Annotated in this window: 22 protein-coding genes; 9 read left to right on the plus strand and 13 right to left on the minus strand. The window is 51.6% G+C overall.

Annotated features, from left to right (window positions below; genetic code table 11):
- Positions 1 to 103 precede the first annotated feature (103 nt).
- The 3 genes from AYI87_RS00410 to AYI87_RS00420 all read right to left on the minus strand — a co-directional run bounded on the left by AYI87_RS00410 (position 104) and on the right by AYI87_RS00420 (position 2,734).
- The gene (locus AYI87_RS00410) at positions 104 to 529 is read right to left on the minus strand and encodes an acyl-CoA thioesterase (protein WP_144198630.1); all 426 of its coding nucleotides are present in this window, start codon (positions 527 to 529) and stop codon (positions 104 to 106) included.
- 153 nt (positions 530 to 682) lie between these two features.
- Positions 683 to 1,744, minus strand: coding sequence for a 3-deoxy-7-phosphoheptulonate synthase (locus tag AYI87_RS00415; protein WP_144198633.1), 1,062 nt, complete (start codon positions 1,742 to 1,744; stop codon positions 683 to 685).
- Between the two features lie 177 nt (positions 1,745 to 1,921).
- The gene (locus AYI87_RS00420; RefSeq protein ID WP_011865347.1) at positions 1,922 to 2,734 is read right to left on the minus strand and encodes a pyruvate, water dikinase regulatory protein; all 813 of its coding nucleotides are present in this window, start codon (positions 2,732 to 2,734) and stop codon (positions 1,922 to 1,924) included.
- A gap of 126 nt (positions 2,735 to 2,860) precedes the next feature.
- Between AYI87_RS00420 and ppsA the strand changes: the two genes are divergently transcribed.
- The 5 genes from ppsA (at position 2,861) to AYI87_RS00445 (ending at position 9,997) form a co-directional block, all read left to right on the plus strand.
- The gene (gene ppsA / locus AYI87_RS00425) at positions 2,861 to 5,230 is read left to right on the plus strand and encodes a phosphoenolpyruvate synthase (protein WP_144198636.1); all 2,370 of its coding nucleotides are present in this window, start codon (positions 2,861 to 2,863) and stop codon (positions 5,228 to 5,230) included.
- Between the two features lie 109 nt (positions 5,231 to 5,339).
- Positions 5,340 to 8,429 (plus strand): FAD-binding and (Fe-S)-binding domain-containing protein, encoded by a 3,090-nt coding sequence (locus AYI87_RS00430; RefSeq protein ID WP_144198639.1) that lies wholly within the window; start codon positions 5,340 to 5,342, stop codon positions 8,427 to 8,429.
- 62 nt (positions 8,430 to 8,491) lie between these two features.
- The gene (locus tag AYI87_RS00435; protein WP_144198641.1) at positions 8,492 to 8,941 is read left to right on the plus strand and encodes a DUF1285 domain-containing protein; all 450 of its coding nucleotides are present in this window, start codon (positions 8,492 to 8,494) and stop codon (positions 8,939 to 8,941) included.
- A gap of 123 nt (positions 8,942 to 9,064) precedes the next feature.
- A complete protein-coding gene (locus AYI87_RS00440; RefSeq protein WP_011865351.1) occupies positions 9,065 to 9,481 on the plus strand; it encodes a MarR family winged helix-turn-helix transcriptional regulator in 417 nt (138 codons plus the stop codon).
- A 48-nt stretch (positions 9,482 to 9,529) separates the two neighbouring features.
- Positions 9,530 to 9,997, plus strand: a complete 468-nt coding sequence (locus AYI87_RS00445) for a PliI family lysozyme inhibitor of I-type lysozyme (RefSeq protein ID WP_260865036.1) — start codon at positions 9,530 to 9,532, stop codon at positions 9,995 to 9,997.
- Between the two features lie 136 nt (positions 9,998 to 10,133).
- On the opposite strand, the gene AYI87_RS00450 is transcribed toward AYI87_RS00445, so the two are convergent.
- Positions 10,134 to 10,478, minus strand: coding sequence for a hypothetical protein (locus AYI87_RS00450; protein WP_144198647.1), 345 nt, complete (start codon positions 10,476 to 10,478; stop codon positions 10,134 to 10,136).
- 262 nt (positions 10,479 to 10,740) lie between these two features.
- Positions 10,741 to 11,772, minus strand: coding sequence for a Glu/Leu/Phe/Val dehydrogenase dimerization domain-containing protein (locus AYI87_RS00455; protein WP_011865354.1), 1,032 nt, complete (start codon positions 11,770 to 11,772; stop codon positions 10,741 to 10,743).
- Between the two features lie 256 nt (positions 11,773 to 12,028).
- Here AYI87_RS00455 and AYI87_RS00460 point away from each other — a divergent pair, with 256 nt between their 5' ends.
- The gene (locus AYI87_RS00460) at positions 12,029 to 12,478 is read left to right on the plus strand and encodes a DUF4826 family protein (RefSeq protein ID WP_144198650.1); all 450 of its coding nucleotides are present in this window, start codon (positions 12,029 to 12,031) and stop codon (positions 12,476 to 12,478) included.
- A 188-nt stretch (positions 12,479 to 12,666) separates the two neighbouring features.
- Here the strand turns inward: AYI87_RS00460 and AYI87_RS00465 are convergent, their stop codons facing one another.
- The 6 genes from AYI87_RS00465 to rluE all read right to left on the minus strand — a co-directional run bounded on the left by AYI87_RS00465 (position 12,667) and on the right by rluE (position 18,517).
- The gene (locus tag AYI87_RS00465) at positions 12,667 to 13,818 is read right to left on the minus strand and encodes a cupin domain-containing protein (protein ID WP_186300542.1); all 1,152 of its coding nucleotides are present in this window, start codon (positions 13,816 to 13,818) and stop codon (positions 12,667 to 12,669) included.
- Between the two features lie 180 nt (positions 13,819 to 13,998).
- Positions 13,999 to 15,369: an adenylosuccinate lyase gene (purB, locus tag AYI87_RS00470; protein WP_144198653.1), complete on the minus strand. Its 1,371-nt coding sequence runs from the start codon at positions 15,367 to 15,369 to the stop codon at positions 13,999 to 14,001.
- 32 nt (positions 15,370 to 15,401) lie between these two features.
- Positions 15,402 to 16,019, minus strand: a complete 618-nt coding sequence (gene hflD / locus AYI87_RS00475) for a high frequency lysogenization protein HflD (RefSeq protein ID WP_011865358.1) — start codon at positions 16,017 to 16,019, stop codon at positions 15,402 to 15,404.
- A 3-nt stretch (positions 16,020 to 16,022) separates the two neighbouring features.
- Entirely contained in the window at positions 16,023 to 17,138 is a 1,116-nt protein-coding gene (gene mnmA / locus AYI87_RS00480; protein WP_144198656.1) for a tRNA 2-thiouridine(34) synthase MnmA, read from the minus strand.
- Between the two features lie 192 nt (positions 17,139 to 17,330).
- A complete protein-coding gene (locus AYI87_RS00485) occupies positions 17,331 to 17,780 on the minus strand; it encodes an NUDIX hydrolase (RefSeq protein ID WP_144198659.1) in 450 nt (149 codons plus the stop codon).
- An 11-nt stretch (positions 17,781 to 17,791) separates the two neighbouring features.
- Positions 17,792 to 18,517, minus strand: coding sequence for a 23S rRNA pseudouridine(2457) synthase RluE (gene rluE, locus AYI87_RS00490; RefSeq protein ID WP_260865037.1), 726 nt, complete (start codon positions 18,515 to 18,517; stop codon positions 17,792 to 17,794).
- 284 nt (positions 18,518 to 18,801) lie between these two features.
- On the opposite strand from rluE, the gene AYI87_RS00495 reads away from it, so the two are divergent.
- Positions 18,802 to 21,021, plus strand: a complete 2,220-nt coding sequence (locus tag AYI87_RS00495; protein ID WP_144198665.1) for an NADP-dependent isocitrate dehydrogenase — start codon at positions 18,802 to 18,804, stop codon at positions 21,019 to 21,021.
- A 123-nt stretch (positions 21,022 to 21,144) separates the two neighbouring features.
- Here AYI87_RS00495 and cspD read toward each other — a convergent pair whose 3' ends face one another.
- Positions 21,145 to 21,351: a cold shock domain-containing protein CspD gene (gene cspD / locus AYI87_RS00500; protein WP_011865363.1), complete on the minus strand. Its 207-nt coding sequence runs from the start codon at positions 21,349 to 21,351 to the stop codon at positions 21,145 to 21,147.
- 244 nt (positions 21,352 to 21,595) lie between these two features.
- On the opposite strand from cspD, the gene clpS reads away from it, so the two are divergent.
- Together clpS and clpA are read left to right on the plus strand one after the other, a co-directional pair.
- Complete coding sequence (gene clpS, locus AYI87_RS00505) at positions 21,596 to 21,904, plus strand: ATP-dependent Clp protease adapter ClpS (RefSeq protein WP_011865364.1); 309 nt, start codon at positions 21,596 to 21,598, stop codon at positions 21,902 to 21,904.
- Positions 21,905 to 21,939: 35 nt separating this feature from the next.
- The gene (clpA, locus tag AYI87_RS00510; protein WP_144198668.1) at positions 21,940 to 24,198 is read left to right on the plus strand and encodes an ATP-dependent Clp protease ATP-binding subunit ClpA; all 2,259 of its coding nucleotides are present in this window, start codon (positions 21,940 to 21,942) and stop codon (positions 24,196 to 24,198) included.
- Positions 24,199 to 24,354: 156 nt separating this feature from the next.
- On the opposite strand, the gene infA is transcribed toward clpA, so the two are convergent.
- Entirely contained in the window at positions 24,355 to 24,573 is a 219-nt protein-coding gene (gene infA, locus AYI87_RS00515) for a translation initiation factor IF-1 (protein ID WP_011865366.1), read from the minus strand.
- Positions 24,574 to 24,590: the final 17 nt, after the last annotated feature.

The following is a 24,590-nucleotide window of genomic DNA, read 5'->3' on the forward strand; positions in this document are numbered from 1 at the left end:
TTGGCTGAGAGCGGGAGATACGAGGTGCGAGGTTAGGGAAGGTTAGAGGTGAGAGGTAATAAGTCGGCAGGTGTGCGCCCGCCGACAGGAGACCTTCTTAAAATCAGTCGCCGCTCCACACCTTAGTGGGTTTACGATCTTCATCCAGCGCCACAAAGGTAAAGACGCCGCGTATGGCATGCTCACGATGATCTTGGTACATATCTTCGACAAAGATGTTGACCTCAACCTTGAGGGAGGTGTTACCCACATAGATCACGTTGGCAATGATCTCTGCCAGGGTGCCGGCAGGAATCGACTTATTGAAGTCGATACGATCTGAGCTGACAGTAACAAGTGTCTTGCGGCAGAAGCGGGTAGCGGCGATAAAGGCGGTCTCATCCATCCAGGCCAGCGCCTCGCCACCAAAGAGGGTGTTGTGATGGTTGGTAATAGAGGGAAAAATCGCTTTGATCACCCGGGCTTCTGACTGCGCGATGCGCGCGCGAATGGCGTCAGAATACTGAGTTTCTGTATCGGTTAGGGGCATACGGCAACCTTAAGGTTATGCATTGAAAAAAACCGGCGGATTATACTGATAATCGCGGCTTAATGACAGCGCTGTAGCCCGGTAATGTGGTGGGTTTCATGACATTAAAAAAGGCTTCACGAGGAAGCCTTTTTAAAATAATCACATTAGGTATTAGCTAAGCTTTGCCATGCGCGCCTTGGAGGCTGCAGCAAGGTCTCGCAGTAGCTTTTCTGAGTCGGCCCAGTCGAGGCAGGCATCTGTGATGCTCTTGCCGTAAACCAGTGGTTCACCGGCTACCACCTTCTGGTTGCCCTCTTCGATAAAGCTCTCTGCCATGATGCCGGCAATCGCGGTCGAGCCTGAGGCGACCTGCGCCATGATATCTTTGGCGACCTCGAGTTGACGCTTATGCTGCTTCTGGCTGTTGCCGTGGCTAAAGTCCACCACCATGCGGTGAGACAGGCCCACATCTTTAAGCTTCTGCGCCGCAGCCTGAATGTCGGCCTCATGGTAGTTCGGCTGTTTGCCGCCGCGCAGTATGATGTGGCCATAAGGGTTACCGCTGGTGCGGTAAACGGCCATGGCGCCATCTTTATCTGGCGAGTAGAAGATGTGCGGTTCCTTGGCGGCGCGCACCGCGTCGATGGCGATATTGATGTTGCCGTCGGTACCGTTCTTGAAGCCGACCGGACAGGAGAGCGCCGAGGCCATCTCGCGGTGGATCTGACTCTCTGTGGTACGGGCGCCAACCGCGCCCCAGGTGATGAGGTCGGCAATATACTGACCGTTAACCATATCCAAAAATTCGGTGGCGATGGGCAGGTTTAGCTCGGTTATCTCTTGCAGCAGGTGACGCGCCAGGCGCAGGCCCTTGTTGGCATTAAAGCTACCGTCGAGATCCGGATCTGAGATCAGTCCCTTCCAGCCAACCGTGGTACGAGGTTTCTCGAAATAGACGCGCATCAGGATGCAGAGTGAGTCTTTGAGTTCTTTATGCAGTACGGCCAGACGCTTAGCGTAGTCGATGGCAGCCTGGGTGTCGTGGATAGAGCAGGGGCCGATGATCACCAGAAGACGTTTGTCTTCACCGGTGAGAATGGCTTCAACTTCACGTCTCTGTTGAACCAGGTAGTCGGCGGCGTCTTGAGTAAGCGGGTATTCAGATGCGAGTTTAGCAGGTGAAATGGCCTTACATAATAATGTGGTGCGTAGTTCGTCTGTTTTAATGGTCATTCAATATACCGAGCGTTTGTCTTGGCTTTCGCCTGATTGCCTCGGATTATAACCAATAGTTGCTAGCTGCACAGGGGTAAACAGATGAAAATTTCCGGTATTTGTCTACATCTGTGCAGTTAGCTTGCCATTTGGGGCGCTTAACTTGTCTCTATATAGGCAGAGGTCAGCCTAGTTTTAGAACATATGACGTTCCAGACCTGTGACATCCAGAATCTTGGTGGCGATCTCTTCTACCGAGTGGTTGGTGGTGTTGACGAAGGGAATGCGCTCGCGCTTATACATCATCTCTACCTCTTTTACCTCGATACGGCACTGTCTCAGCGAGGAGTAACGGCTGTTCTCCATGCGGCTCTGACGGATCTCATGCAGGCGCACAGGATCGATAGTCAGACCAAACAGCTTATGTTTGTTCTTCTTTAACACCTCGGGCAGCTTAAGGTTGTCCATGTCATCTTCGATGAAGGGATAGTTGGCCGCCTTGATGCCAAACTGCATCGACAGATACAGGCTGCTGGGGGTCTTGCCGCAACGGGAGACGCCCAGCAGTACTATGTCGGCCTTATCGATATGTTTGAGGGTCTGGCCGTCATCGTTTTCCATGGCGTAATTGATGGCGTCGATTCGCGCCTCATAACTGTGATTCGCCTTGCCGTGAGTTCTGTGGGTGACTGGAACCGCCTTGACGCCTAACTGATCTTCCAGCGGGGCAACGAAGGTGTTCAAGAAGTCATAGTCGATACACTCACTGCTATAGATGATGTCTCGGATCTCGGCTTTGACGATAGAATGGAACACAAGTGGTCGTTCGCCTGTTGTAATAAAACAATCATTAATTTGTGCTTTTACCGCCTCGGCTTTCTGAGTTGTCTCGACAAATGGAATGGTAAGTGCTTCAAACTCAACTGGAAACTGAGACAGTACCGCATGGCCAAAAACCTCGGCCGTGATCGCCGTCCCATCTGAGATATAAAAGACTTTACGTGACATTTTGACCTCTTGTAGTAATAAAATTACAAATAAAATTATAGATTTACGCGTCTTGCTGTGGAGTGTAAAATGCCGCTGCCCTCGTGTGAAGGGGCCACACTGAAATAAACTTGCGGAGATAGAACTGTGCAGCAATATGTACTCTGGTATCAAGAATTAGGCATGGGTGACGTCAACAAGGTAGGCGGTAAAAATGCCTCTCTTGGGGAGATGATCAGCAATCTAGCTAATGCAGGTGTTCAAGTGCCTGGTGGCTTTGCGACCACTTCCTTTGCGTTCAATGAATTTCTTGAACAAAGCGGACTTAACCAGAAGATATACGAGACGCTAGAAGCTCTAGACGTCGACGACGTGAATGCACTCGCCACCGCAGGTGCACAGATCCGACAGTGGGTTATCGATACCCCATTCCATAGCGAATTTGAGCAGGTTGTACGTGAGTCGTACGACAAGCTTGCCTCAGAAACTAGCGATGCATCGTTCGCGGTACGCTCTTCAGCGACTGCCGAAGATATGCCAGATGCATCATTTGCCGGCCAACAGGAAACCTTCCTGAACGTTAAAGGCTTCGACGCAGTACTGGTTGCCATCAAGCACGTATTCGCCTCTCTCTTTAACGACCGAGCTATCTCATACCGTGTACACCAAGGTTATGACCACAAAGGCGTTGCGCTTTCAGCTGGCGTACAGCGTATGGTTCGTTCAGACACCGCCGCTTCAGGTGTAATGTTCACCATGGACACCGAGTCAGGTAACAACGACGTAGTCTTCGTGACCTCTTCATTCGGCCTGGGTGAGATGGTAGTACAAGGCGCGGTGAACCCAGATGAGTTCTATGTTCACAAGCCAAGCCTGACCGCAGGTCACAAGGCCGTTGTTCGCCGCAACATCGGCAGCAAGTTGATTCAGATGGTTTACTCTGATGACCTGAGCCACGGTAAGCAGGTGAAGATTGAAGATGTACCCGCAGATATGCGTCGTCAGTTCTCTATCAGCGATGAAGAGGTGATGGAGCTGGCTAAGCAAGCCATGATCATCGAGAAGCACTATGGTCGTCCAATGGACATCGAGTGGGCTAAAGATGGTAACGACGGCAAACTGTATATCGTACAGGCGCGTCCAGAAACCGTGCGTTCACGTGAAGATGTACAGCTGATCGAACGTTTCCACCTCAAGACCAAGAGCGAAGTGATTGGCGAAGGTCGTGCCATCGGTCATAAGATCGGTAACGGTACCGCTAAGGTACTGGCTTCTATCGAAGATATGGACCAGATCCAAGAAGGTGACGTATTGGTTACCGACATGACTGACCCAGATTGGGAACCAATCATGAAGCGCGCCAGCGCTATCGTTACCAACCGTGGTGGCCGTACTTGTCACGCGGCGATCATCGCCCGTGAACTCGGTGTACCTGCGGTAGTAGGTTGTGGCGACATCACAGACAAGATCAAGCACGGTCAACAGGTGACTGTTTCTTGTGCCGAAGGTGACACCGGTTACATCTACGAAGGTATCCAAGAGTTTGACGTGATGTCTTCTCGCGTCGATTCTATGCCTGAACTACCTATGAAGATCATGATGAACGTGGGTAATCCAGACAGAGCGTTCGACTTCGCACGTCTGCCTAACGAAGGTGTGGGTCTGGCGCGTCTCGAGTTCATCATCAACCGTATGATCGGTATTCACCCTAAGGCGCTGCTTGAGTTCAACGACCAAAGCGCCGAGCTGCAGCAAGAGATCCACGAGATGATCGCCGGCTACGAGTCACCAGTAGAATACTACGTGGCGCGTCTGGTTGAAGGTATCGCGACTATCGCATCGGCCTTCCATCCGAAGAAAGTGATTGTACGTATGTCAGACTTCAAGTCTAACGAGTACGCTAATCTGGTTGGTGGTGACCGTTACGAGCCGGAAGAAGAGAACCCAATGCTGGGCTTCCGCGGTGCGAGCCGTTACATCTCTGAGTCGTTCCGCGACTGTTTCGCCCTTGAGTGTGAAGCCATCAAGCGTGTACGCAACGAGATGGGTCTGACGAATGTAGAGATCATGATCCCATTCGTACGTACGCTGGAAGAAGGCCGTCAGGTTATCGAACTGCTGAAAGAGCAAGGCCTGGAGCGTGGTAAAGATGGTCTACGCGTCATCATGATGTGTGAGCTGCCTTCTAACGCCCTGCTAGCCGACCAGTTCCTCGAGATCTTCGACGGTTTCTCAATCGGTTCGAACGACTTGACCCAGCTAACCCTAGGTCTAGACCGTGACTCAGGCATCATCAGCCACCTGTTCGACGAGCGTAACGAAGCCGTTAAAGCCCTGCTGGCAATGGCTATCAAGGCCGCTAAGGCGAAAGGCGCTTACGTGGGGATCTGTGGTCAAGGTCCTTCTGACCACGCCGACTTTGCGGCTTGGTTGGTAGAGCAAGGCATCGATACTGTATCGCTTAACCCAGATACAGTGATCGATACCTGGTTATACCTGGGTGAAGCTCACGCCTAATTATTCTTTAGATAGAATAAGCTAATTGACGAAAGCCGCTTTTTAGCGGCTTTTTTTTGTTTATAATGGCAACATTATTTTAATAAACACCAATTGAAAAGAAGTCATCATGCTCCCTAAGTTATCCCATCAACAGACCCTAGAGCCTGTCTATTTGGCGTTTCTCGACGCCCTTGCCCAGAGCAATTATTGTGGCGATATCGATAAGCGTTACAGTGCGCGTCTCGCCCAGGCAACGGATAACTCTGTCTACCAATTTCTGCCTCAGGCCGTCTTGTATCCCAAGACTCAGTCCGATGTTAAGCTGATCATGACCCTGGCGACTAAGCCAGAGTTTAAACAGGTAGTCTTTAGTGCGCGCGGGGGCGGCACAGGCACTAACGGTCAGTCGCTGACCCATGGTCTCATTCTGGATCTGTCGCGTTATTTCAATCAGGTGATAGAGATAAACGAGAAGGAGCACTGGGTGAGGGTGCAGGCCGGTGTGGTCAAAGATGCGCTCAACGATGCGCTGCGCCCCCATGGTTTCTTCTTTAGTCCAGATCTCTCAACCTCTAACCGCGCCACCATGGGCGGCATGATCAACACAGACGCCTCGGGCGCCGGCTCACTGGTCTACGGCAAGACCTCTGATCATGTGCTCGAGCTGACCAGCGTGCTTTATGACGGTAGCGTGTTGGAGACCAAGCCGCTTGACTTAAAAGCGCTAGAAGCTTTAGATGCGCTGGAGTCCCCAAACCTGGGGCAGGCACTGCAGCGTGATATCGCCCGCATGACCCGTGAGCACAGAGGCGAGGTAGAGAGCCGCTTTCCCAAGCTCAACCGTTTCCTGACGGGTTATGATCTGAAAAATGTCTGGAACGAGGCTGTCGATGAGTTCAACCTGTCGCGTATTCTTACCGGCTCCGAAGGCACGCTGGCGGTGATCACCGAGGCCAAGCTGGATATTACGCCGCTGCCCAAGACCCGCATGATGGTTAACATCAAGTATGACTCTTTCCAGTCGGCGCTGCGTCACGCGCCGGACTTGGTCAAGGCCAAGGCGACCGTGGTGGAAACCGTGGACTCTAAGGTCCTTAATCTGGCCAAGCAGGATATCATCTGGCATTCGGTGTCATCTCTGATTGAAGATGTTCCGGGCGCCTCCATCGATGGCCTCAACATGGTGGAGTTCGCCGGTGAGCCAGAAGAGGTGGAAGCCAAAGTTAAACAATTAGAGGCGATGCTCGATACTCAGCTTGCCGCTAATCAGGCTGGCCTGCTGGGTTATCAGGTGACATCGGATAAGGCGAGCATCAACACCATCTACGCCATGCGTAAGAAGGCGGTGGGGCTGCTTGGCGCCACCAAGGGAAGCCGTAAACCTATCGCCTTCGCCGAAGATACCGCTGTGCCGCCTGAGAAGCTTGCTGACTTTATCTTGGAGTTCAGGGCGCTGCTGGACAGCCATGAGCTGCAATATGGCATGTTCGGTCACGTAGATGCTGGCGTGCTGCATGTGCGTCCGGCGCTGGATATGTGTGACCCGCAGGATGAGCGACTGCTCAAGACGGTATCGGATCAGGTGGCGGCCCTGACCCTCAAGTATGGCGGCCTGATGTGGGGCGAGCATGGTAAAGGGGTACGTGGCGAGTATGGCCCATCTGTGTTCGGTGAGACCTTGTTTGGTCTGCTCGAAGAGGTCAAAGGCTATTTCGATCCTAATAACAAGCTTAACCCCGGCAAGCTGGTGGCACCCAAGGGCAGCGGACCTCTGCTCTATAATGTCGACAGTACCAAACGCGGCGCTTTTGACAGGCAGATCCCGGTCAACACCCGCGAGGCCTTCCCCGATGTGATGAACTGTAACGGCAATGGCCTCTGTTTCAACTACAGTGTCTATTCGCCCATGTGCCCCTCATTTAAGGTGACCGGGGACAGGGTACAATCGCCGAAAGGGCGCGCGGGTCTGATGCGCGAATGGTTGCGCTTATTAGAAGCCGAAGGCGTGGATGTCGAGGCCTTAGCCAAGGCCAAGCCTCTGGGCTGGCTGCAACGTACCCAGAACACCCTGAAGAAAGAGCGCGAATATGACTACTCCCACGAGGTGATGGAGTCGTTGAAGGGTTGTCTCGCATGTAAGGCGTGCTCGTCTCAGTGCCCTGTGAAGGTGGATGTACCCAAGTTCAGGGCGCAGTTTTTCAACATCTATTACCAGCGCTATCTCAGACCGGTGAAAGACTATCTGGTGGCAGGAATTGAAGAGAGTCTGCCATTGATGGCCAAGGTGCCTCAAATCACCAACTTTGCCTCACAAAACAAGCTGAGTCAGTGGGTGATTAAACAATCTATCGGCTATGTGGATGCGCCAGCGCTGTCAGTGCCGACCCTCAAGCAGCGTCTGGAGAATCACGCCTGCCGTGGCTATGACCTGAATGCCTTGCAGCAGATCCCAGAAGCCGAACGTGACCAATATGTGCTGGTTGTGCAAGACCCGTTCAATAGCTTCTATGAGGCCGAGACGGTTTATCACTTTATTAAGCTCATCGAGAAGCTCGGCTTTAAGCCAGTGCTGCTGCCCTTTAAACCAAATGGTAAGCCGATTCATATCAAGGGCTTCTTGGATAAGTTTGCCAAGACGGCTCAGTCCAGTGCCGATTTCTTGAATCAGGTGCACGCCCTTGGCATGCCTATGGTGGGGGTAGATCCTGCCATGGTGCTATGCTATCGCGATGAATATAAAGAGATCCTGGCTGAAAATCGTGGCGATTTTAACGTGCTGCTGGCCAACGAATGGTTGCTCAAGGTGATCGACGCCGTGGCGCCGACAGCTAAGTCAGCTAAGTTAAATGTGTCAGCAGATTCGGCTAATGCGGCTAGTTCTGATAGGCAGTTTACCTGGTTCAGTCACTGCACCGAATCCACGGCCAAGCCCAATACGGCCAAAGAGTGGCAGGCAATATTTAGCGCATTTGGTGCCGAGCTAAGCACAGTCAGCCTTGGCTGCTGCGGCATGGCGGGCACCTATGGTCACGAGAGCGATAACCTTAAGCGCTCCAAGGCCCTGTATGAGATGTCCTGGGAGAAGGCCATAGAATCGCTGCCACATGAGCAGATATTGATCTCTGGTTATTCTTGTCGTAGCCAGGTGAAACGTTTCGGTGGCTTCAAACCCAAACACCCGGTGCAGGCGCTGCTGAGTCTTATTGATAATGGTTAGTCATTGCATGGCTAATCTGTTCATGGTAAGTCAGCGCATGGCCAATGAGCTAACGAGAGACTATGCCTGAACTCGACCCCGCAGCTCAGCTGCGGCAAATCACTCAAGGGGCGCCGCTATGCGATGAGGCGCCGCTGTTTCATATCGATAACCAAGGACGTTGGTTTTATCGCGGCGAGCCTCTGCCCGATAAATTTTGCCGCCTATTTGCCACCATTTTGCATCATAAATCTGAGGAATATTTACTGATGACGCCGGTGGAGACGGTGAGGGTAGAGGTTGCCGAGTTTCCCTTTATTATCAATGATTATGAAGAGACGAAAGACGGACAATTTACCCTGACCAGCTCCATAGGTACCCAGTTCCAGGTGGCCGGGTATGATGCTTTTGTAGTGGATGAGGCGGCAATATCCGTCTCCTTAGCCAGAGGTTTATCGGCTAAACTTGGAAGAGCCTGTTATTATCGTTTTATCGAGCAATACCTGCTAAATCAAGACGGCGACGCAAACTAAGACTTAAGCCTTTCTTAGATAAGACAATTGGTTTTTCGTTACGAATTTGCGTTAGCCGAGCCCTAGTTTCTTTAGGACCAGATGTTAGTATTAATGCATGACCGCTGTATCTGGAGGTGCTGATTGAAACATTATGAAAGCTTGGGATACCTAGTGTCTCATCTTAATATCGAGCTTCAGAAGGCCTTGGATGAGAGGCTAAAGCGCTATGAGCTGGACATTAAACTCTGGCCCGTCCTGTTTGCCCTGTGGCAGGAGGAGGGCGTTACTCAGACAGAGCTGTCTAAGCGCTGTGACGTGGCTAACTACACAATGACCCGCCTGTTAGATCAGCTGCAGGTACAGGGTTATATCACCCGTCATCAGGAGGCGGACAATCGCCGCGCCTTCAAAATTTTTCTAACCGACAGTGCCAAGGCGTTGGAACAAGATCTTATTTGCGAGGCTGAGCGGGTCAACGAGCAGTTTCTCGGTAATCTGTCTGAATTTGAATCACAACAATTTATCTATCTACTCAATAAGATCAATGGCCTATCCTAGGCAATCTGACCTATTATCAAACCTCACCTAAAACAACGGATGATCAAAATGCTGAAACTTCTGCTAACGGCGGCGCTTGTGATGAGCCTATCTGCTTGTATGGTTAATATCGAGAAATCGCCCAAGTCTTCATCTCAAGCCTCAACTCACTCTTCTGCATCTCCACCACTTGCTGCCTCTCAGACAGAATCGGTTGGCGCGTCGAGTGTGAGCAGTGAAAGCTACGCCAAAGCCTTTACGCTGGCAAACGGCTACAGCCTGGTGGTGGTCGAGGGGGCGCTGGAGCCAAGATCTATTGGTAGCGTACAGGTGAGTCTTTATCGCAACCTGGATGTGGGGGATTTTACCGCCAGTCTGGCCTTTGTGCGGGACGGCACCATCTTAAAGGCCGAGCTGGTGGATAATTCTCAGAAGCAACAGAAGCTTGTGGTTACCACGGTGACGGCAGGCAGCGGTAACTATCAGAGCACTCAAGCCGTCTGTGTGGTGGGGGAAAGCCTGACGCTTTGTCAATAAGCTGAGTTTTATCTTGGTGTATTGAGCGCTTGAGGTGACAGAAGCTTGAATGTTTGTCTGTGCGCTCGTGTCTGTCTGTTTAGGTCTGTTCTTTTATTTGAATAAGCGGTTAAGCTCGGGATGTCGTAACTTTGGATTACACCACTAATAACATGCCCAGGCTAGAGACGGCCATCACTATGATGACAGATTGTAGCAGCAGGCGGCTCTGCATCAGGTTTTCCTTTCCCTGTTTGATGCTGGTGATCAGGCGATTTTGCTTGTAGATGCGGCAGATCATCTGCTCGCTGTTGGGATCGATTAACAGTTGAAACTTACAGGGAGCACCACTGTTCAGTTTCACCTCATGTTCGCTCTTGGGGCCGAAATTAAGCTTACGCGACACCCGCTTGCCGTTAACAAATACCTGCTCCAGACCTATCCAGTTACTGGCCTGTAACTCCACCAAATCCTGATTAAAGTGGTACTTGAAACTTATCATAATGCAATCCTAGCGAAGATGATGAGCCTCTAAGTCAAGCAGAGGAATATGACATTTTCCAGTACGCCTTTGTGAAAAATCTGTGTCTGAAAATTATCTCTTTGGCGCTAAAAGAAAAATTGATTCAGAAAATTTTTGTGCTGTTTTCTATAGGTTGAGTAAGCTATGACCTGGTGAAAAACTCGGGTTGCAGGCAATAAAAAACCACCGAACCAGTCGGTGGTTTTTCAATCCAGCTAGCACCAGAAATTAGTGCCAGAAATTATTTTTCGCCGTTGATGATGGCGCGTGCCAGTTCGTCGGCAACATCCGCTGTGGTGCGGTTTTGCGCATCAGACTGCTCAAAAATCTTCAGCAGTGTGTTGTAGATCTCTTCTACCTTGGCGGTAGACTTCTGCGCGTCGTAATCTTTTTCGAACGATACGTTGATGATACCGCCGGCGTTGATCACATAGTCTGGAGCATATAGGATGCCCAGTTCTTTAAGCTTCTCGCCATGGCGCAGTTCGGCAAGCTGGTTGTTGGCACAACCTGCCACAATCTTAGCCTTCAGCAGAGGAATCGTGGTGTCGTTGATGGTGGCACCCAGGGCACATGGTGCGTAGATATCGACATCTTGATGGTAGATATCTTGAGGCGCAACCACGGTAGCACCAAACTCGGTAGCGACCTTATCCAGTGATGACTGGTGAATGTCGGTTACGATCAGCTCGGCGCCTTCTTCGTGCAGGTGACGACACAGGTAGTAACCTACGTGGCCAACGCCCTGAACGGCAATCTTAAGGCCCTTGAGGCTGTCCAGGCCACGCTGATGCTTAACGGCAGCCTTGATACCCAGGTAGGTGCCAAGCGCAGTAAATGGTGATGGGTCACCGCTCTGACCTTCAAGACCCGCCATGTATGGGGTTTCTTGGTGAGCAATCATGATGTCGCTGGTAGACACGCCCACATCTTCTGCAGAGTAGTACTTACCACCCAGAGTATGAATACAACGACCGAAGGCGCGGAACAGGGCTTCGCGGTTTTCCACTTTAGGATCGGCGATGATCACCGACTTACCGCCACCCATGGCCAGACCGGCGAGGGCGTTCTTGTAGGTCATGCCACGAGACAGACGTAATACGTCGGTCAGTGCTTCGTCATCAGACTCATAGTTCCACATTCTGCAACCGCCGACCGCTGGGCCCAGGTTGGTGTTGTGAATGGCTATGATTGCACGTAAGCCACTTTCTTTATCATGACAAAATACGACCTGTTCGTGGTCATCAAATGAGATATGATTAAATACTGCCACTTTATGAGTTCTCCGCTTGGGAATTAAAACGCCGAATGCCAAAGAGGCGCCTTCGACGGCTTGTTATATTTATTGCAGAACGATAGCATTTAGCGATACTCTCAACAAAGCAAAGATTGGGATTAATTGTGATCGGTGTGGCAATTTTGCTTTCCACTTTACGTTAACGTAAAGTTGTGTGTGAATTTTCACGCAATATGCAGTTTGTCAGCTCCATTTCGCCCTTCACAGCATAACTATAACAATAGGAAGCAGTATGACGGAACAAGCAGTCGAGAACACTAAAGCTCTCACTCCAGAAGAACAAGAAACCCTGACACAACAATGGGTTAAAGAGCATTTTCAGAAGGCAAACCGCTTTCTGGCGGAAAAAGGGGTGATCCCAAGTAAAGTGATTGCCGAAGAGAGCCGTTACCTTGCGCCTTTCCTCGCGGTATGGAAGATGGAGTCTAAGCAGCCAAAGCCACAGACCTTCTGGGTGATGTCTGGCGATCTGCCTTCAGACTATGTGGATGTTAAGGTCGCCGCCACCGCGCGCGACGCGATTCGCCATTTCTCTATGATGTGGCAGCTTAAGGCGGAAAACCTAGTGAAATCTGGCGCCGTAAAGGACAAGACCCAGGCTCAGTTTGCGCAGCTGTTGGTGTCACGTGCCGAGAGCCTGTATCAGATCCACAACGACGAAAAATTGTGGAAAGAAGGCTAAGCGTTTTAAACAGCCACCGCTGTTAAGAGTGTCTTTAAAAAGCGCTTGTAACGAGAGCCTAAAGCCTAATAAAAAAGCCGCCCATCTGAGGCGGCTTTTTCGTGCTCTCAGCTTCAACACTTTTTTGTTATCAGATACAGGTCATCAGCTACAGGGCATCGGCTAACTGGAGACGAGCATCTGCCCGCTTAAGCCAGATAGGCGTAGCCAGAGTTAAGTAACCAGACAAAGTATTGGCCTATGGCCTCATGCTGACACAGGTCCAGCGCCTGCTCTCCCTCGAAGCTAAATGCATTAGCCAGCAGCATGAGTTGCTCATTCAGCTCATCTGCATTGTCATCAACATCAACATCAACAAAATCGTAGATCTCACCATTGATAAAGAGCCTAAGGTGTTTATCGCCTTCGAGACGAATTACCTTAAGCCCGCCGATGCGTTGTAGACAGGCGCCATCTTCCAGTGCTTCCAGCAGCTCTTCCTGGCTGTAACTTTCCCCTTGCTCAGCCAGATCCAGCTCGAAGCGGTTCTGACTCAGGGTCTGACCCAACACGGTTTGAGAGTGGTCTGGCTGCGATAAGATCTCAGAGACCAGGGCCAACATGCCCGTTTGCTGCTCGACGCTCAGCAGGCCAGGGCTAGCGGGTTCCTGGTTCGAGGTATAGCGCTTATTGCCGCCGTTGGTGTCGATCAAGTGATCGGCGATGCTGCTAAAGAGCTCCTGCTGGCTGGGCGCTCGAAACCCTATGGAGTAGCTTAGCGCCGTCTCCAATGTCTCACCTCGGTGAGGGAAGCCTGGCGGGATATAGAGCATGTCGCCAGCCTCGAGCACCACATCCAGAATGGGCTCAAAATCGTCGATCAGCGCCGTGTGGGTATCGCCGCCGCGGGGTGAATACTGTCCTTTAGCACCGACTTTCCAGCGGCGTCTGCCTTCACCTTGCAGCAAGAAGACATCATAGTTGTCTATATGAGGGCCGACGCCACCACCGGGCGTGGCGTAGGAGACCATGAGATCATCGAAGCGCCAGTCGGGGATGAAACGAAAGGCGTTAACCAGGGGCTCTACATCCGGATACCAGTGGTTGACGGCCTGGACCAGTAGCTGCCAGTTGGTATCGCCAAAGGGGGAGTAGTCTTCGATGGGGCCCTGGATGATCTCCCAGTTATCTTTTTTGGTCAGGACGATGCGTGAGGCGACTTCCTCTTCGCAGGCGAGTCCCGCCAGTTCATCGGGTGCGATAGGATCTTGAAAGTGGGCGAAGGCGCCTTTGATCACCAGAGGCTGCTTCTGCCAGTGATGGGCTAAAAACTCTTGGGTATCGAAGTTGGGAGTATACATGGCGTCGGTCATCAGGCCTGAATAATAGGGGGCAGTATATGCCGAAAATAACATAATCCGAAAACTACATATTCAGGAAAGTGCATTTTCCTGAAACTAGGTATTGCGGAAACTAGATATTCCAGAAATAAAAAGGCGGTAAGCTGCTGCCTACCGCCTTTCATAAGGTGTTAGGGATGATTACTTGAGATCATCCACAAAAGCTTCGGCGCGGCCAATGTAGTTGGCAGGCGTCATCTTTTTCAGCTCAAGCTTCACATCGCTTGGTAGCTCGAGAGTGTCGATGAACTGTGCCAGTTGCTCGCCATCGATACGCTTACCGCGAGTCAGCTCTTTAAGCTTCTCGTATGGCTTCTCGATGCCATAGCGGCGCATAACGGTTTGTACTGGCTCGGCCAATACTTCCCAGTTTTGGTCCAGCTCTTCACGCAGGTGAGCCTCGTTCACTTCGAGCTTGCTGATGCCTTTCAGAGTTGCCTGATAAGCGATCAGCGAGTGCGCCATGCCCACACCCAGGTTACGCAGTACCGTCGAGTCGGTCAGGTCGCGCTGCCAGCGAGACACAGGCAGTTTAGCCGCCAGGTGCTGCATCAGGGCGTTAGCGATACCCAGGTTACCCTCTGAGTTTTCGAAATCGATAGGGTTAACCTTGTGCGGCATGGTCGATGAACCGATCTCGCCGGCAACCGTCTTCTGCTTGAAGTGACCCAGGGCGATATAACCCCAGATGTCACGGTCAAAATCGATCAGTACGGTATTGAAACGGGCGACGGCATCGAACAATTCTGCGATGTAGTCGTGTGGCTCGATCTGCGTGGTGTATGGGTTCCAGTTAAGGCCCAGGCTGGTCACGAAACGCTCTGACAGTGTATGCCAGTCAACTTCAGGGTAGGCCGACAGATGAGCGTTGTAGTTGCCCACGGCGCCATTGATCTTACCCATGATCTCAACCGCTTGGATCTGCTTAAGCTGACGCTCTAGACGTACGGCAACGTTGGCCATCTCTTTACCTAGGGTAGAAGGCGAGGCTGGTTGGCCATGGGTACGTGACATCAGTGGTACAGAGCGATATTCACTGGCCAGTTTCTTCACGCCATCGACGATCTGTTGGCAGTATGGTACCAGTACCTGCTCGCGGGCTTCGCTAAGCATCAGGCCATGAGACAGGTTGTTGATATCTTCCGAGGTACAGGCGAAGTGAACAAACTCACCGATGGCGACTAGTTCGCTGTTGTCAGCGATCTTCTCTTTGATAAAGTACTCCACTGCCTTCACATCGTGGTTAGTGGTGGCCTCGATGGTTTTGACGCGCAGCGCGTCTTCTTCGCTGAAGTTGTCTTTGATCTGGTCAAGCAAGGCCAGTGCGGCTTCGCTAAAAGGAGGAACTTCTTCAATTTCTGGGCAGCTGGACAGCAGCTTTAGCCAGTTGATTTCGACTTGAACACGGTATTTGGTCAGGCCGTACTCGCTGAAAATCCCTCGCAATGAGGCGGTTTTACTACCATAACGACCGTCTACCGGAGAGATAGCAGTTAGTGCGGAAAGTTCCATTAGAAGCTCCTTTAATGAACTTAACTTATTATTTATAGGGTGAGGCTTTTCTTAGCTGTATCAACTATTGTTTTTCGCGAGAAGACAAGGTGCCTGCGCTTGCCTCCAAGTTGGCGCCACAGGACTGCGCTGCGCATGGCAGCCAGCAGCAGGGCGCGTATCTTATGTTGCACCATAGGTTGTTTCAGGTACTCGGGATTGCCCGAGATCTGTATCTTGGGGCCTAAGGTGCTGATTATATCGCTGTAGATGCCGGCGAAGTTGGCAACCACCTGCTCGTCGGTAATGGCAAAGTGGTGCAGCTGGCGGTGTACTTGATTGATGCGCTCGGCCAGCATGCCCATGGCGTTTGAGCTGCGTGACAGCTTGCGTTCCAGGGCCAGGATACCGATAAGGTAGCGGGTCACCTCGACATCTTTCTGCTTGTCATCGCCCAGCTGGTTCAACACCAGTTGGTAGCCGCGATTCAGCGCGACCTTGTCTTGATATACATCGGCAGTGCTGTCTGGGTTGGTCACCATTATGGTACCCAAACAGGCGCCAAGCATCTCGTCGTCTGCCTGGCCGTGTCTGGCAACCTTTTGTACCTGACCTATCGCCTGCAATATACCGGCAAAGGCCATGGTTCTGTCGAAAATCGGCTCGCTCACGGCTTACTCTCTAATCAGACTGTCTATGATACCGCCGCCAAGACAGACCTCACCGTCGTAGAAGACGGCCGACTGACCAGGGGTTACGGCGGCAACGGGCTCGTCGAAGATCACCTTGATGCGATCGTCCCCTTCATAGGTGAGGGTACAGGCTACATCCTGCTGACGGTAACGTGTCTTGACCGTTATCTTAGCGCCATCGACAGGCCCTTTTCTATCGACCCAGTGTAGCTGATCGGCGTAGAAACCCACCGACATGAGGCGAGGGTGCTTACCACCTTGACCGACAACCAACACGTTGCGCTCGAGATCTTTATCGACCACATACCAAGGATCGTCGTTGCTGTTTTTCATGCCGCCGATCCCCAGCCCTTTACGCTGGCCCAGGGTGTGGTACATCAAGCCTTGGTGCTCACCTATGACTTCGCCTTCGGCAGTCTCTATCTTGCCGGGCTGCGCGGGCAGGAAGGTGCGTAGAAAATCGGTGAACTTACGCTCGCCGATAAAGCAGATGCCTGTGCTGTCCTTCTTGTCATGGGTAACCAGCCCCATCTCCTTGGCGATTTCACGCACTTCGCTCTTCTCCAGTTCACCCACGGGAAACAGGGAGCGGGCGATCTGCTCATGGCTCAAGGTGTAGAGGAAGTAGCTCTGGTCTTTGTTGCCGTCGACGCCACGTAGCATCTGGCTTTGACCCGAGGCATCGCTGCGGCGCACATAGTGGCCCATGGCGATGTAGTCGGCGTCCAGGATGTCGTCGGCAAACTCGAGAAAGGCTTTAAACTTGATTTCTTTGTTGCACATGATGTCGGGGTTAGGGGTACGGCCCGCCTTGTATTCGGCGAGGAAGTACTCGAACACGTTGTCCCAGTATTCGGCGGCAAAGTTGACCGTGTGCAGCTTGATCCCCAGTTTGTCACAAACGGCTTGGGCATCTTTAAGATCTTCGGCGGCGGCGCAATACTCGTCGGTATCGTCCTCTTCCCAGTTTTTCATGAAAAGGCCTTCGACCTGGTAGCCCTGTTGCATGAGGAGATACGCCGAAACAGATGAGTCGACACCGCCGGACATACCGACGATCACTTTTTTACCGTTTGGATTGGGTTCGATTGCTGCCATAAATCCTAAAAACCATTAAATTCGTGTAGTTATGGTGATGTTTCTTGTGATTGAGCAAGCTCATTTGCCTGCGCTCTTATGCCTGCTTAGTTGAGTGCCTTACTTACAAGTAAATTGCGCACTACATGCAGGGAAAACCGTCACCATAATATGCGGGGGCATATTCTATCATGCATTGTGACTTTGGGCTAACTAGAGAAAGCGGCTATTGACCACCTCAGTCGAAAAGAGTTTTCCCTGACGAAAGTCGTGAATACATTGTAGTACCAAGGGGCTTCTGAGCTGGCTCTTGAGCTGGGTTATCTCATCGAGCGTCATCCACAGGGCGCGGCGAATCGCATTGTCTTGGGGCTTTGGCGTGAGCGGCTCATCTAGGACGCAGGCATAGGTGAAGCGCAGGAAGGCCAGATCGTCTCTTGCCTGAAATTGATAGATGTTGATCAGAGCCTGCGCCTTAACGCTAAGGCCTGTCTCTTCCCATACCTCGCGCTCGCAAGCCTGGTTAAGGCTCTCAAAGGCTTCTAGATGACCTGCGGGCTGGTTGTAGGTGAGCTTGCCATCGATGAGCTCTTCGACCATCAGGTATTTGTCGTCACAATTGATGACGCAGGCGACGGTGACATTGGGTTTATAACGTTCCATCTAATACCTCGTTAGGATTGGGGCAACACCTTATATTCGCCATTTGCGATGCCATCCAGGCTCCATTGACCTATTTCATAACGAATCAGTCTTAGCGTTGGGTAGCCCACATGGGCGGTCATGCGCCTGACCTGACGATTACGTCCCTCGCAGATGGTGATCGCCAGCCAACTGGTGGGGATCTGTTTACGCTCTCTCACCGGTGGGTTACGGGGCCAGAGATCCGGCTCGGCGATACGCTCCACCTTGGCGGGCAGGGTCGGACCATCTTTGAGGCTGACGCCATCTCTTAGTGCCTGAATCGCCTCGTCGCTGGGGATGCCTTCGACCTGCACCCAGTAGGTCTTATCGGTTTTCTTCTTGGGCTCTGTGATGCGCGACTGTAACTGACCATCGTTGGTCAGTAGCAGCAAGCCTTCGCTGTCTCTGTCGAGCCTGCCGGCGGCGTAGACATCTTGAATCGGGATGAAATCCTTCAAGGTCTGGCGGCCCTGCTCATCGGTGAATTGACACAAGACATCGAAGGGCTTGTTAAACAGCACTATGATGGGGTTTTCCGGACGCGGCTTGGGCTTTTTCGAGGTAAATTTCCCCGGCTTATTGAGGCGAGGCTTGCCTTTTGGATTGACAGCGCTTGAGGTTTTTGGGCCTTGACTGCGACGAGTGATCTTAGATTTTGTGGGTTTGGTCAGACTCACGTGGCAAACTTCTGGGGTAGTGTATGCTAATGCTGACATTGTACTGTGCATTCGCCATTAGTGGAATTTGAATATTGGCGTGAATGATTTATGATGTCGGCCAACTAAATGTGATCGATAGCAAAACGTGAACAGATTTTGAGATGTTAATCGCGCTTTGTTTTGCATTAAATCGGTTTAAGTGTCAGGGGAGAGCCCCAGGGCGTTCCCCCTTACTATTTATCCTTTTCATGCCTCGCATTCGCCATCGTAAAATTATAATAATGACGTCATAGTAGTTTGATTCATAAACGATTTATTTTACAAAAACGTAGGAAGTAATAATGAACGACAATCCAACGATCATCTATACGGAGACTGATGAAGCTCCGGCTCTCGCGACCCTATCTCTGTTGCCTATTATCAAGCATTTTACCGCAGCCGCCGGAGTTGGCGTTGAGACACGCGACATCTCTTTATCTGGCCGTGTTATCGCCAATTTCCCTGAATTCTTAAAGCCAGAACAGCAGATCTCCGACGCACTTGCCGAGCTGGGTGAGCTGGCCACTAAGCCAGAAGCAAACATCATCAAGCTGCCAAACATCAGCGCTTCTATTCCACAGCTAAAAGCCTGTATCAAGGAGCTGCAAGATAAGGGTTATGCACTGCCTAACTACCCTGATGAGCCGCAAAATGATGCAGAAGCCGATATCAAGGCACGTTACGACAAGATCAAAGGTAGTGCCGTTAACCCAGTACTGCGTGAAGGTAACTCAGACCGCCGCGCGCCGACTTCTGTGAAAAACTACGCCAAGAAGAACCCACACTCAATGGGTGCCTGGAGCAGTGATTCTAAGTCTCATGTTGCGCACATGGAAGCCGGCGATTTCTACGGTAGCGAGCAGTCGGTGACTGTTGCCGAGCCAACCAGCATAGATATCCTGTTCGAAGGTAAAGACGGTAGCAGCAAGACACTGAAAGCTGGCCTTAAGTTACTGGCCGGTGAGGTGATTGACGCTTCGACCATGAGCAAGAAAGCCCTGGTTGCCTTCATGGAACGTGAAATCGAAGCGGCTAAGGCCGAAGATGTATTGCTGTCTCTGCACCTTAAGGCGACCATGATGAAGGTCTCTGACCCTATCATGTTCGGTCACGCGGTTAAGGTGTTCTACAAGTCACTGTTTGAAAAGCATGGCGAGCTGTTTGAAGAGCTGGGCGTCGATGTTAATAACGGCTTCGGTGACGTCTATGCCAAGGTAGCTAGCCTACCAGCCGACAAGAAAGCCGAGATCGAAGCCGATATCGCCGCTATCTACGCCGAGCGTCCAGCCCTGGCTATGGTCGATTCAGACCGTGGTATCACCAACCTACACGTGCCAAGCGATGTGATCATCGATGCCTCTATGCCTGCGGCGATTCGCTCTTCAGGTCAGATGTGGGGGCCTGATGGCAAGTTGAAAGACACTAAGGCGCTGATCCCGGATCGTTGCTACGCAGGTGTATACCAGGAAACTATCCAATTCTGTAAAGAAAATGGCGCCTTCGATCCAACCACCATGGGCAGCGTGCCAAACGTGGGCCTGATGGCGCAGAAGGCCGAAGAATATGGTAGCCATGACAAGACCTTCGAAATCGCCGCCGATGGTGTGGTGAAGGTTGTCGATGCCGCCGGAAATCTGTTGATGTCTCACGACGTCGAAGCCGGTGATATCTGGAGAATGTGTCAGGTTAAAGACGCGCCTATCCGTGACTGGGTTAAGCTTGCCGTTAACCGTGCACGTCTGTCTTCGACGCCAGCCGTGTTCTGGTTAGACGAAAACCGTGCCCATGACGCACAGCTGATTGCCAAGGTGAAGCAGTATCTGCCTGAGCACGACACCGATGGACTCGAGATCCACATCATGGCGCCTGTGGTGGCGACTCGTTTCTCACTGGAGCGCATCAAGCAAGGTCTGGATACCATCTCGGTAACTGGTAACGTGCTACGTGACTACCTCACCGATCTCTTCCCAATTCTTGAGCTGGGGACCAGCGCCAAGATGCTGTCAATCGTGCCGCTGATGAGTGGTGGTGGATTGTTCGAGACTGGTGCCGGCGGTAGTGCGCCTAAGCATGTTCAGCAGGTGGAGAAAGAGGGTCACCTACGTTGGGATTCTCTGGGTGAGTTCCTGGCACTGGGCGCGTCACTCGAGCACCTGAGCCAAAACTATGGTAACCCTAAGGCGCAGGTATTGGCCGATGCGCTGGACAATGCTATCGGTAAGTTCCTCGATGAAAACCGTTCGCCTTCACGTCGTGTGGGTGAGCTGGATAACCGTGGTAGCCACTTCTACCTGGCGATGTACTGGGCACAGGCTCTGGCCGCACAGGATAGTGACGCTGAGCTAAAAGCGCAGTTTGCGCCACTTGCCGAAGCGCTAACCAATAACGAAGCTAAGATTGTTGCCGAGTTAAATGGTGCACAGGGCTCTGCGGTTGATTTAGGCGGTTACTATCGCCTGGATGCCGCTAAAGCGGAAGCGGCGATGCGTCCAAGTGTGACGTTGAATCAGCTGATAGGCTAAGCCATATAATGAAAGAGGGCGCCACGGCGCCCTTTTTTATTGCTTCGATGGTGTCTGTTAGCGATTAAAAATCAGTAATAAAAAAGGCAGGGATAACCCTGCCTTTTTTGTTTTTTTGCCCCACTATTTAGTGGGTGATATCGCTGACGCGTGCATCCCTTTAGGCCCCTGTTCCACCTCGAATTGGACTGATTGGCCTGCTTTTAGAGTTCGATAGCCTTCCATTTCAATGGTAGAATAGTGTGCGAAAACGTCTTCACCACCAGCTTCAGGGCAGATAAACCCGAATCCTTTGGCGTTGTTGAACCATTTCACAGTTCCGTTTGCCATACTTCCACTTCCTTCTGTTGTTTACTGACCAGTAAGATAGTAAAACTTATGAGGCGGGGTAAATTCACCGCTCGATGAACAGAATGAAACCAGTAAAAGCGGATGTCAAGACCAATTTAACAAAAAGGCAACATTTGCGCTAAATTCGTCAGCAATTGGTTCTAATGGTCGGATGAGTAACAGGTTTATCCCGGGTGGTCAGCAACTTTTGGAAGAAGCCAAAACTAGAGGCTAATATTGAAATATGGGTAAAGTAGGTAATATTGAGCATATCGAAGAGCGCGCGGAAACTGAACTCATGCCGCCTTCGATGTACAAAGTGATCTTAAACAACGATGACTATACCCCGATGGACTTCGTCATCGAGGTGTTACAACTCTTTTTTAATAAAAATGAACAAGAAGCCACAGATATCATGTTGGCAATTCATCATCAGGGTAAGGGAATTTGCGGCGTTTTCCCTTTCGGTATTGCGGAAACCAAGGTCGCACAAGTAAATCAGTTTGCAAGACAAAACCAACATCCGTTACTGTGTTCATTAGAGAAAGCCTGAATATCGAAGTTTTGTGATTATTTTAGGGGGTGCTTATGTTAAATAAAGATTTAGAGGTCACTTTGAATCTGGCGTTCCAACAAGCCAGAGACGCGCGACACGAATACATGACCGTAGAGCATCTGCTATTGGCGTTAATCGATAATCCTGCGGCTCAAGAGGCGCTGCTCGCCTGCGGTGCAAACCTCGATAAGTTAAGAGAAGAGGTGTCGAGTTTCATCGAGCAGACCACTCCTATCATCAGCGATCCCAACGATGACAGAGAAACCCAGCCTACCTTAGGTTTTCAGCGCGTGCTGCAGCGCGCCGTCTTTCATGTGCAATCTTCGGGTCGCAACGAAGTGACAGGTGCCAACGTCTTGGTGGCCATCTTCAGCGAGCAGGAGTCTCAGGCGGTTTATCTGCTGCGTAATGGTGAGATCACCCGCCTTGATGTGGTGAACTACATCTCCCACGGCGTGGCGCGTGATGAGCTGGATAATGCTCAAGAACCCGAACAGATTGAAGATCACAGCGAATCGGAGGAGCGCAGCAAGCTGTCGCAATTCACCGCCAATCTCAACGAAGAGGCCCGCAAGGGCAATATCGATCCTCTGATCGGCCGCTCCGATGAGATAGAGCGCTCGATTCAGATCCTCTGCCGTCGCCGCAAGAATAACCCGCTATTGGTGGGTGAGGCGGGCGTCGGTAAGACGGCGATTGCCGAGGGGCTTGCCTACCGTATCGTCAACGACGAGGTTCCCGAGGTGATGGCCGACGCCACCGTTTACTCGCTGGATCTCGGTGCCTTGCTAGCCGGTACCAAATATCGTGGCGACTTTGAGAAACGTTTTAAGAGTCTGCTCAAGGAGCTTTCGCAAGACAAACATGCCATTCTGTTTATCGATGAGATCCACACCATTATCGGCGCAGGAGCGGCGTCCGGTGGCGTGATGGACGCGTCTAACTTGCTAAAGCCGCTGCTCTCTAGCGGGCACCTGCGCTGTATGGGCTCAACCACCTTCCAGGAGTATCAGAGCATCTTCGAGAAAGATCGTGCCCTGGCCAGACGTTTCCAGAAGGTGGATATCAACGAGCCTTCGGTGGCGGAAACCACTAAGATCCTACAAGGTCTCAAGAGCAAGTATGAGGAGCACCATGGCGTGCGCTATACCATGGCGGCCTTGTCGGTGGCGGCGCGTCTGGCGGATAAGCATATCAACGACAGACATCTTCCCGACAAGGCGATCGATGTGATCGACGAGGCGGGCGCGCGCATGGCGATGCAGCCGGCGAGCAAGCGCAAGAAGACCATAGGTCAGGCGGAGATAGAGTCTATCATAGCTAAGATAGCGCGGATCCCTGAGAAGACGGTATCGGCCACCGATAAGGATATGCTGAAGAACCTTGAGCGTAATCTCAAGATGGTGGTGTTTGGCCAGGATAAGGCTATTGAAGCCTTAAGCTCCGCGATTCGCCTCTCACGCTCTGGCCTCAGCGGCGCCCACAAGCCTGTGGGTAGCTTCCTGTTTGCCGGTCCGACCGGTGTGGGTAAGACAGAGGTCACCAGCCAGCTAGCGTCCTGTCTCAGCCTCAAGCTGGTGCGTTTTGATATGTCCGAGTATATGGAGAGTCATACCGTGTCTCGCCTTATCGGTGCGCCGCCAGGCTATGTTGGCTACGATCAGGGGGGCTTGTTAACCGATGCGGTGATCAAGAACCCACATTGTGTGGTGTTGCTCGATGAGATCGAAAAGGCCCACCCCGATGTCTATAACCTGCTGTTGCAGGTGATGGACCACGGTACCTTGACCGACAATAACGGTCGCAAGGCGGACTTTAGACACGTGACCTTGGTGATGACCACCAATGCGGGGGTGCAGGAGACGGTGCGTAAGTCCATCGGCTTTAAGCAGCAAGATCACAGCCAGGATGCGCTGTCTGAGATCAACCGCGTCTTCTCGCCCGAGTTCAGAAACCGCTTGGATGAGATCATCTGGTTCAACCATCTGGATATGACGGTCATCGCCAAGGTGGTCGACAAGTTCCTGGTCGAGCTACAGGCGCAACTGGATGAGAAGTCTGTGGTGCTGGATGTGAGCGATGACGCCAGAACTTTACTGGCCGAGAAAGGCTATGATAAGGCGATGGGGGCACGGCCTATGGCCCGTGTGGTCACCGAGATGATCAAACGTCCACTTGCCGATGAGATCCTCTTCGGTAAGTTGGAGAAGGGCGGTGTGGCCCATGTGGATGTCGACGGTGATAAGCTGACCATCAAGATTGAGCAGTCGGAGCGGCTGACGAAGGCATAATAGTCAGACGTAATAAAAAAGGCTGCAGATGCAGCCTTTTTTCATGATTTGTCTTATGTGTCAGATCCTGCGTAGGCGCCAGTCTCTGCCATTGTCGCTATCGATTAGGAACAAAAAAACCGGCACTGCCGGTTTTTATTATTCGTAAGCTAACTATTAGCGTGAACGGAAGACGATGCGCCCTTTGCTCAAATCATAAGGGGTCAGCTGAACTGTGACCTTATCACCCGTTAGAATACGGATGTAGTTTTTACGCATTTTGCCTGAGATATGGGCGATTACTACGTGACCATTCTCTAGCTCTACTCGAAACATTGTATTTGGCAAGGTTTCAAGAATAGTGCCTTGCATCTCAATGTTGTCTTCTTTCGCCATTAATCAGTTATCCTGTT

Origin of the sequence: Shewanella sp. KCT, from assembly GCF_007636505.1 — a bacterium.
Classification (GTDB): domain Bacteria; phylum Pseudomonadota; class Gammaproteobacteria; order Enterobacterales; family Shewanellaceae; genus Shewanella; species Shewanella halotolerans.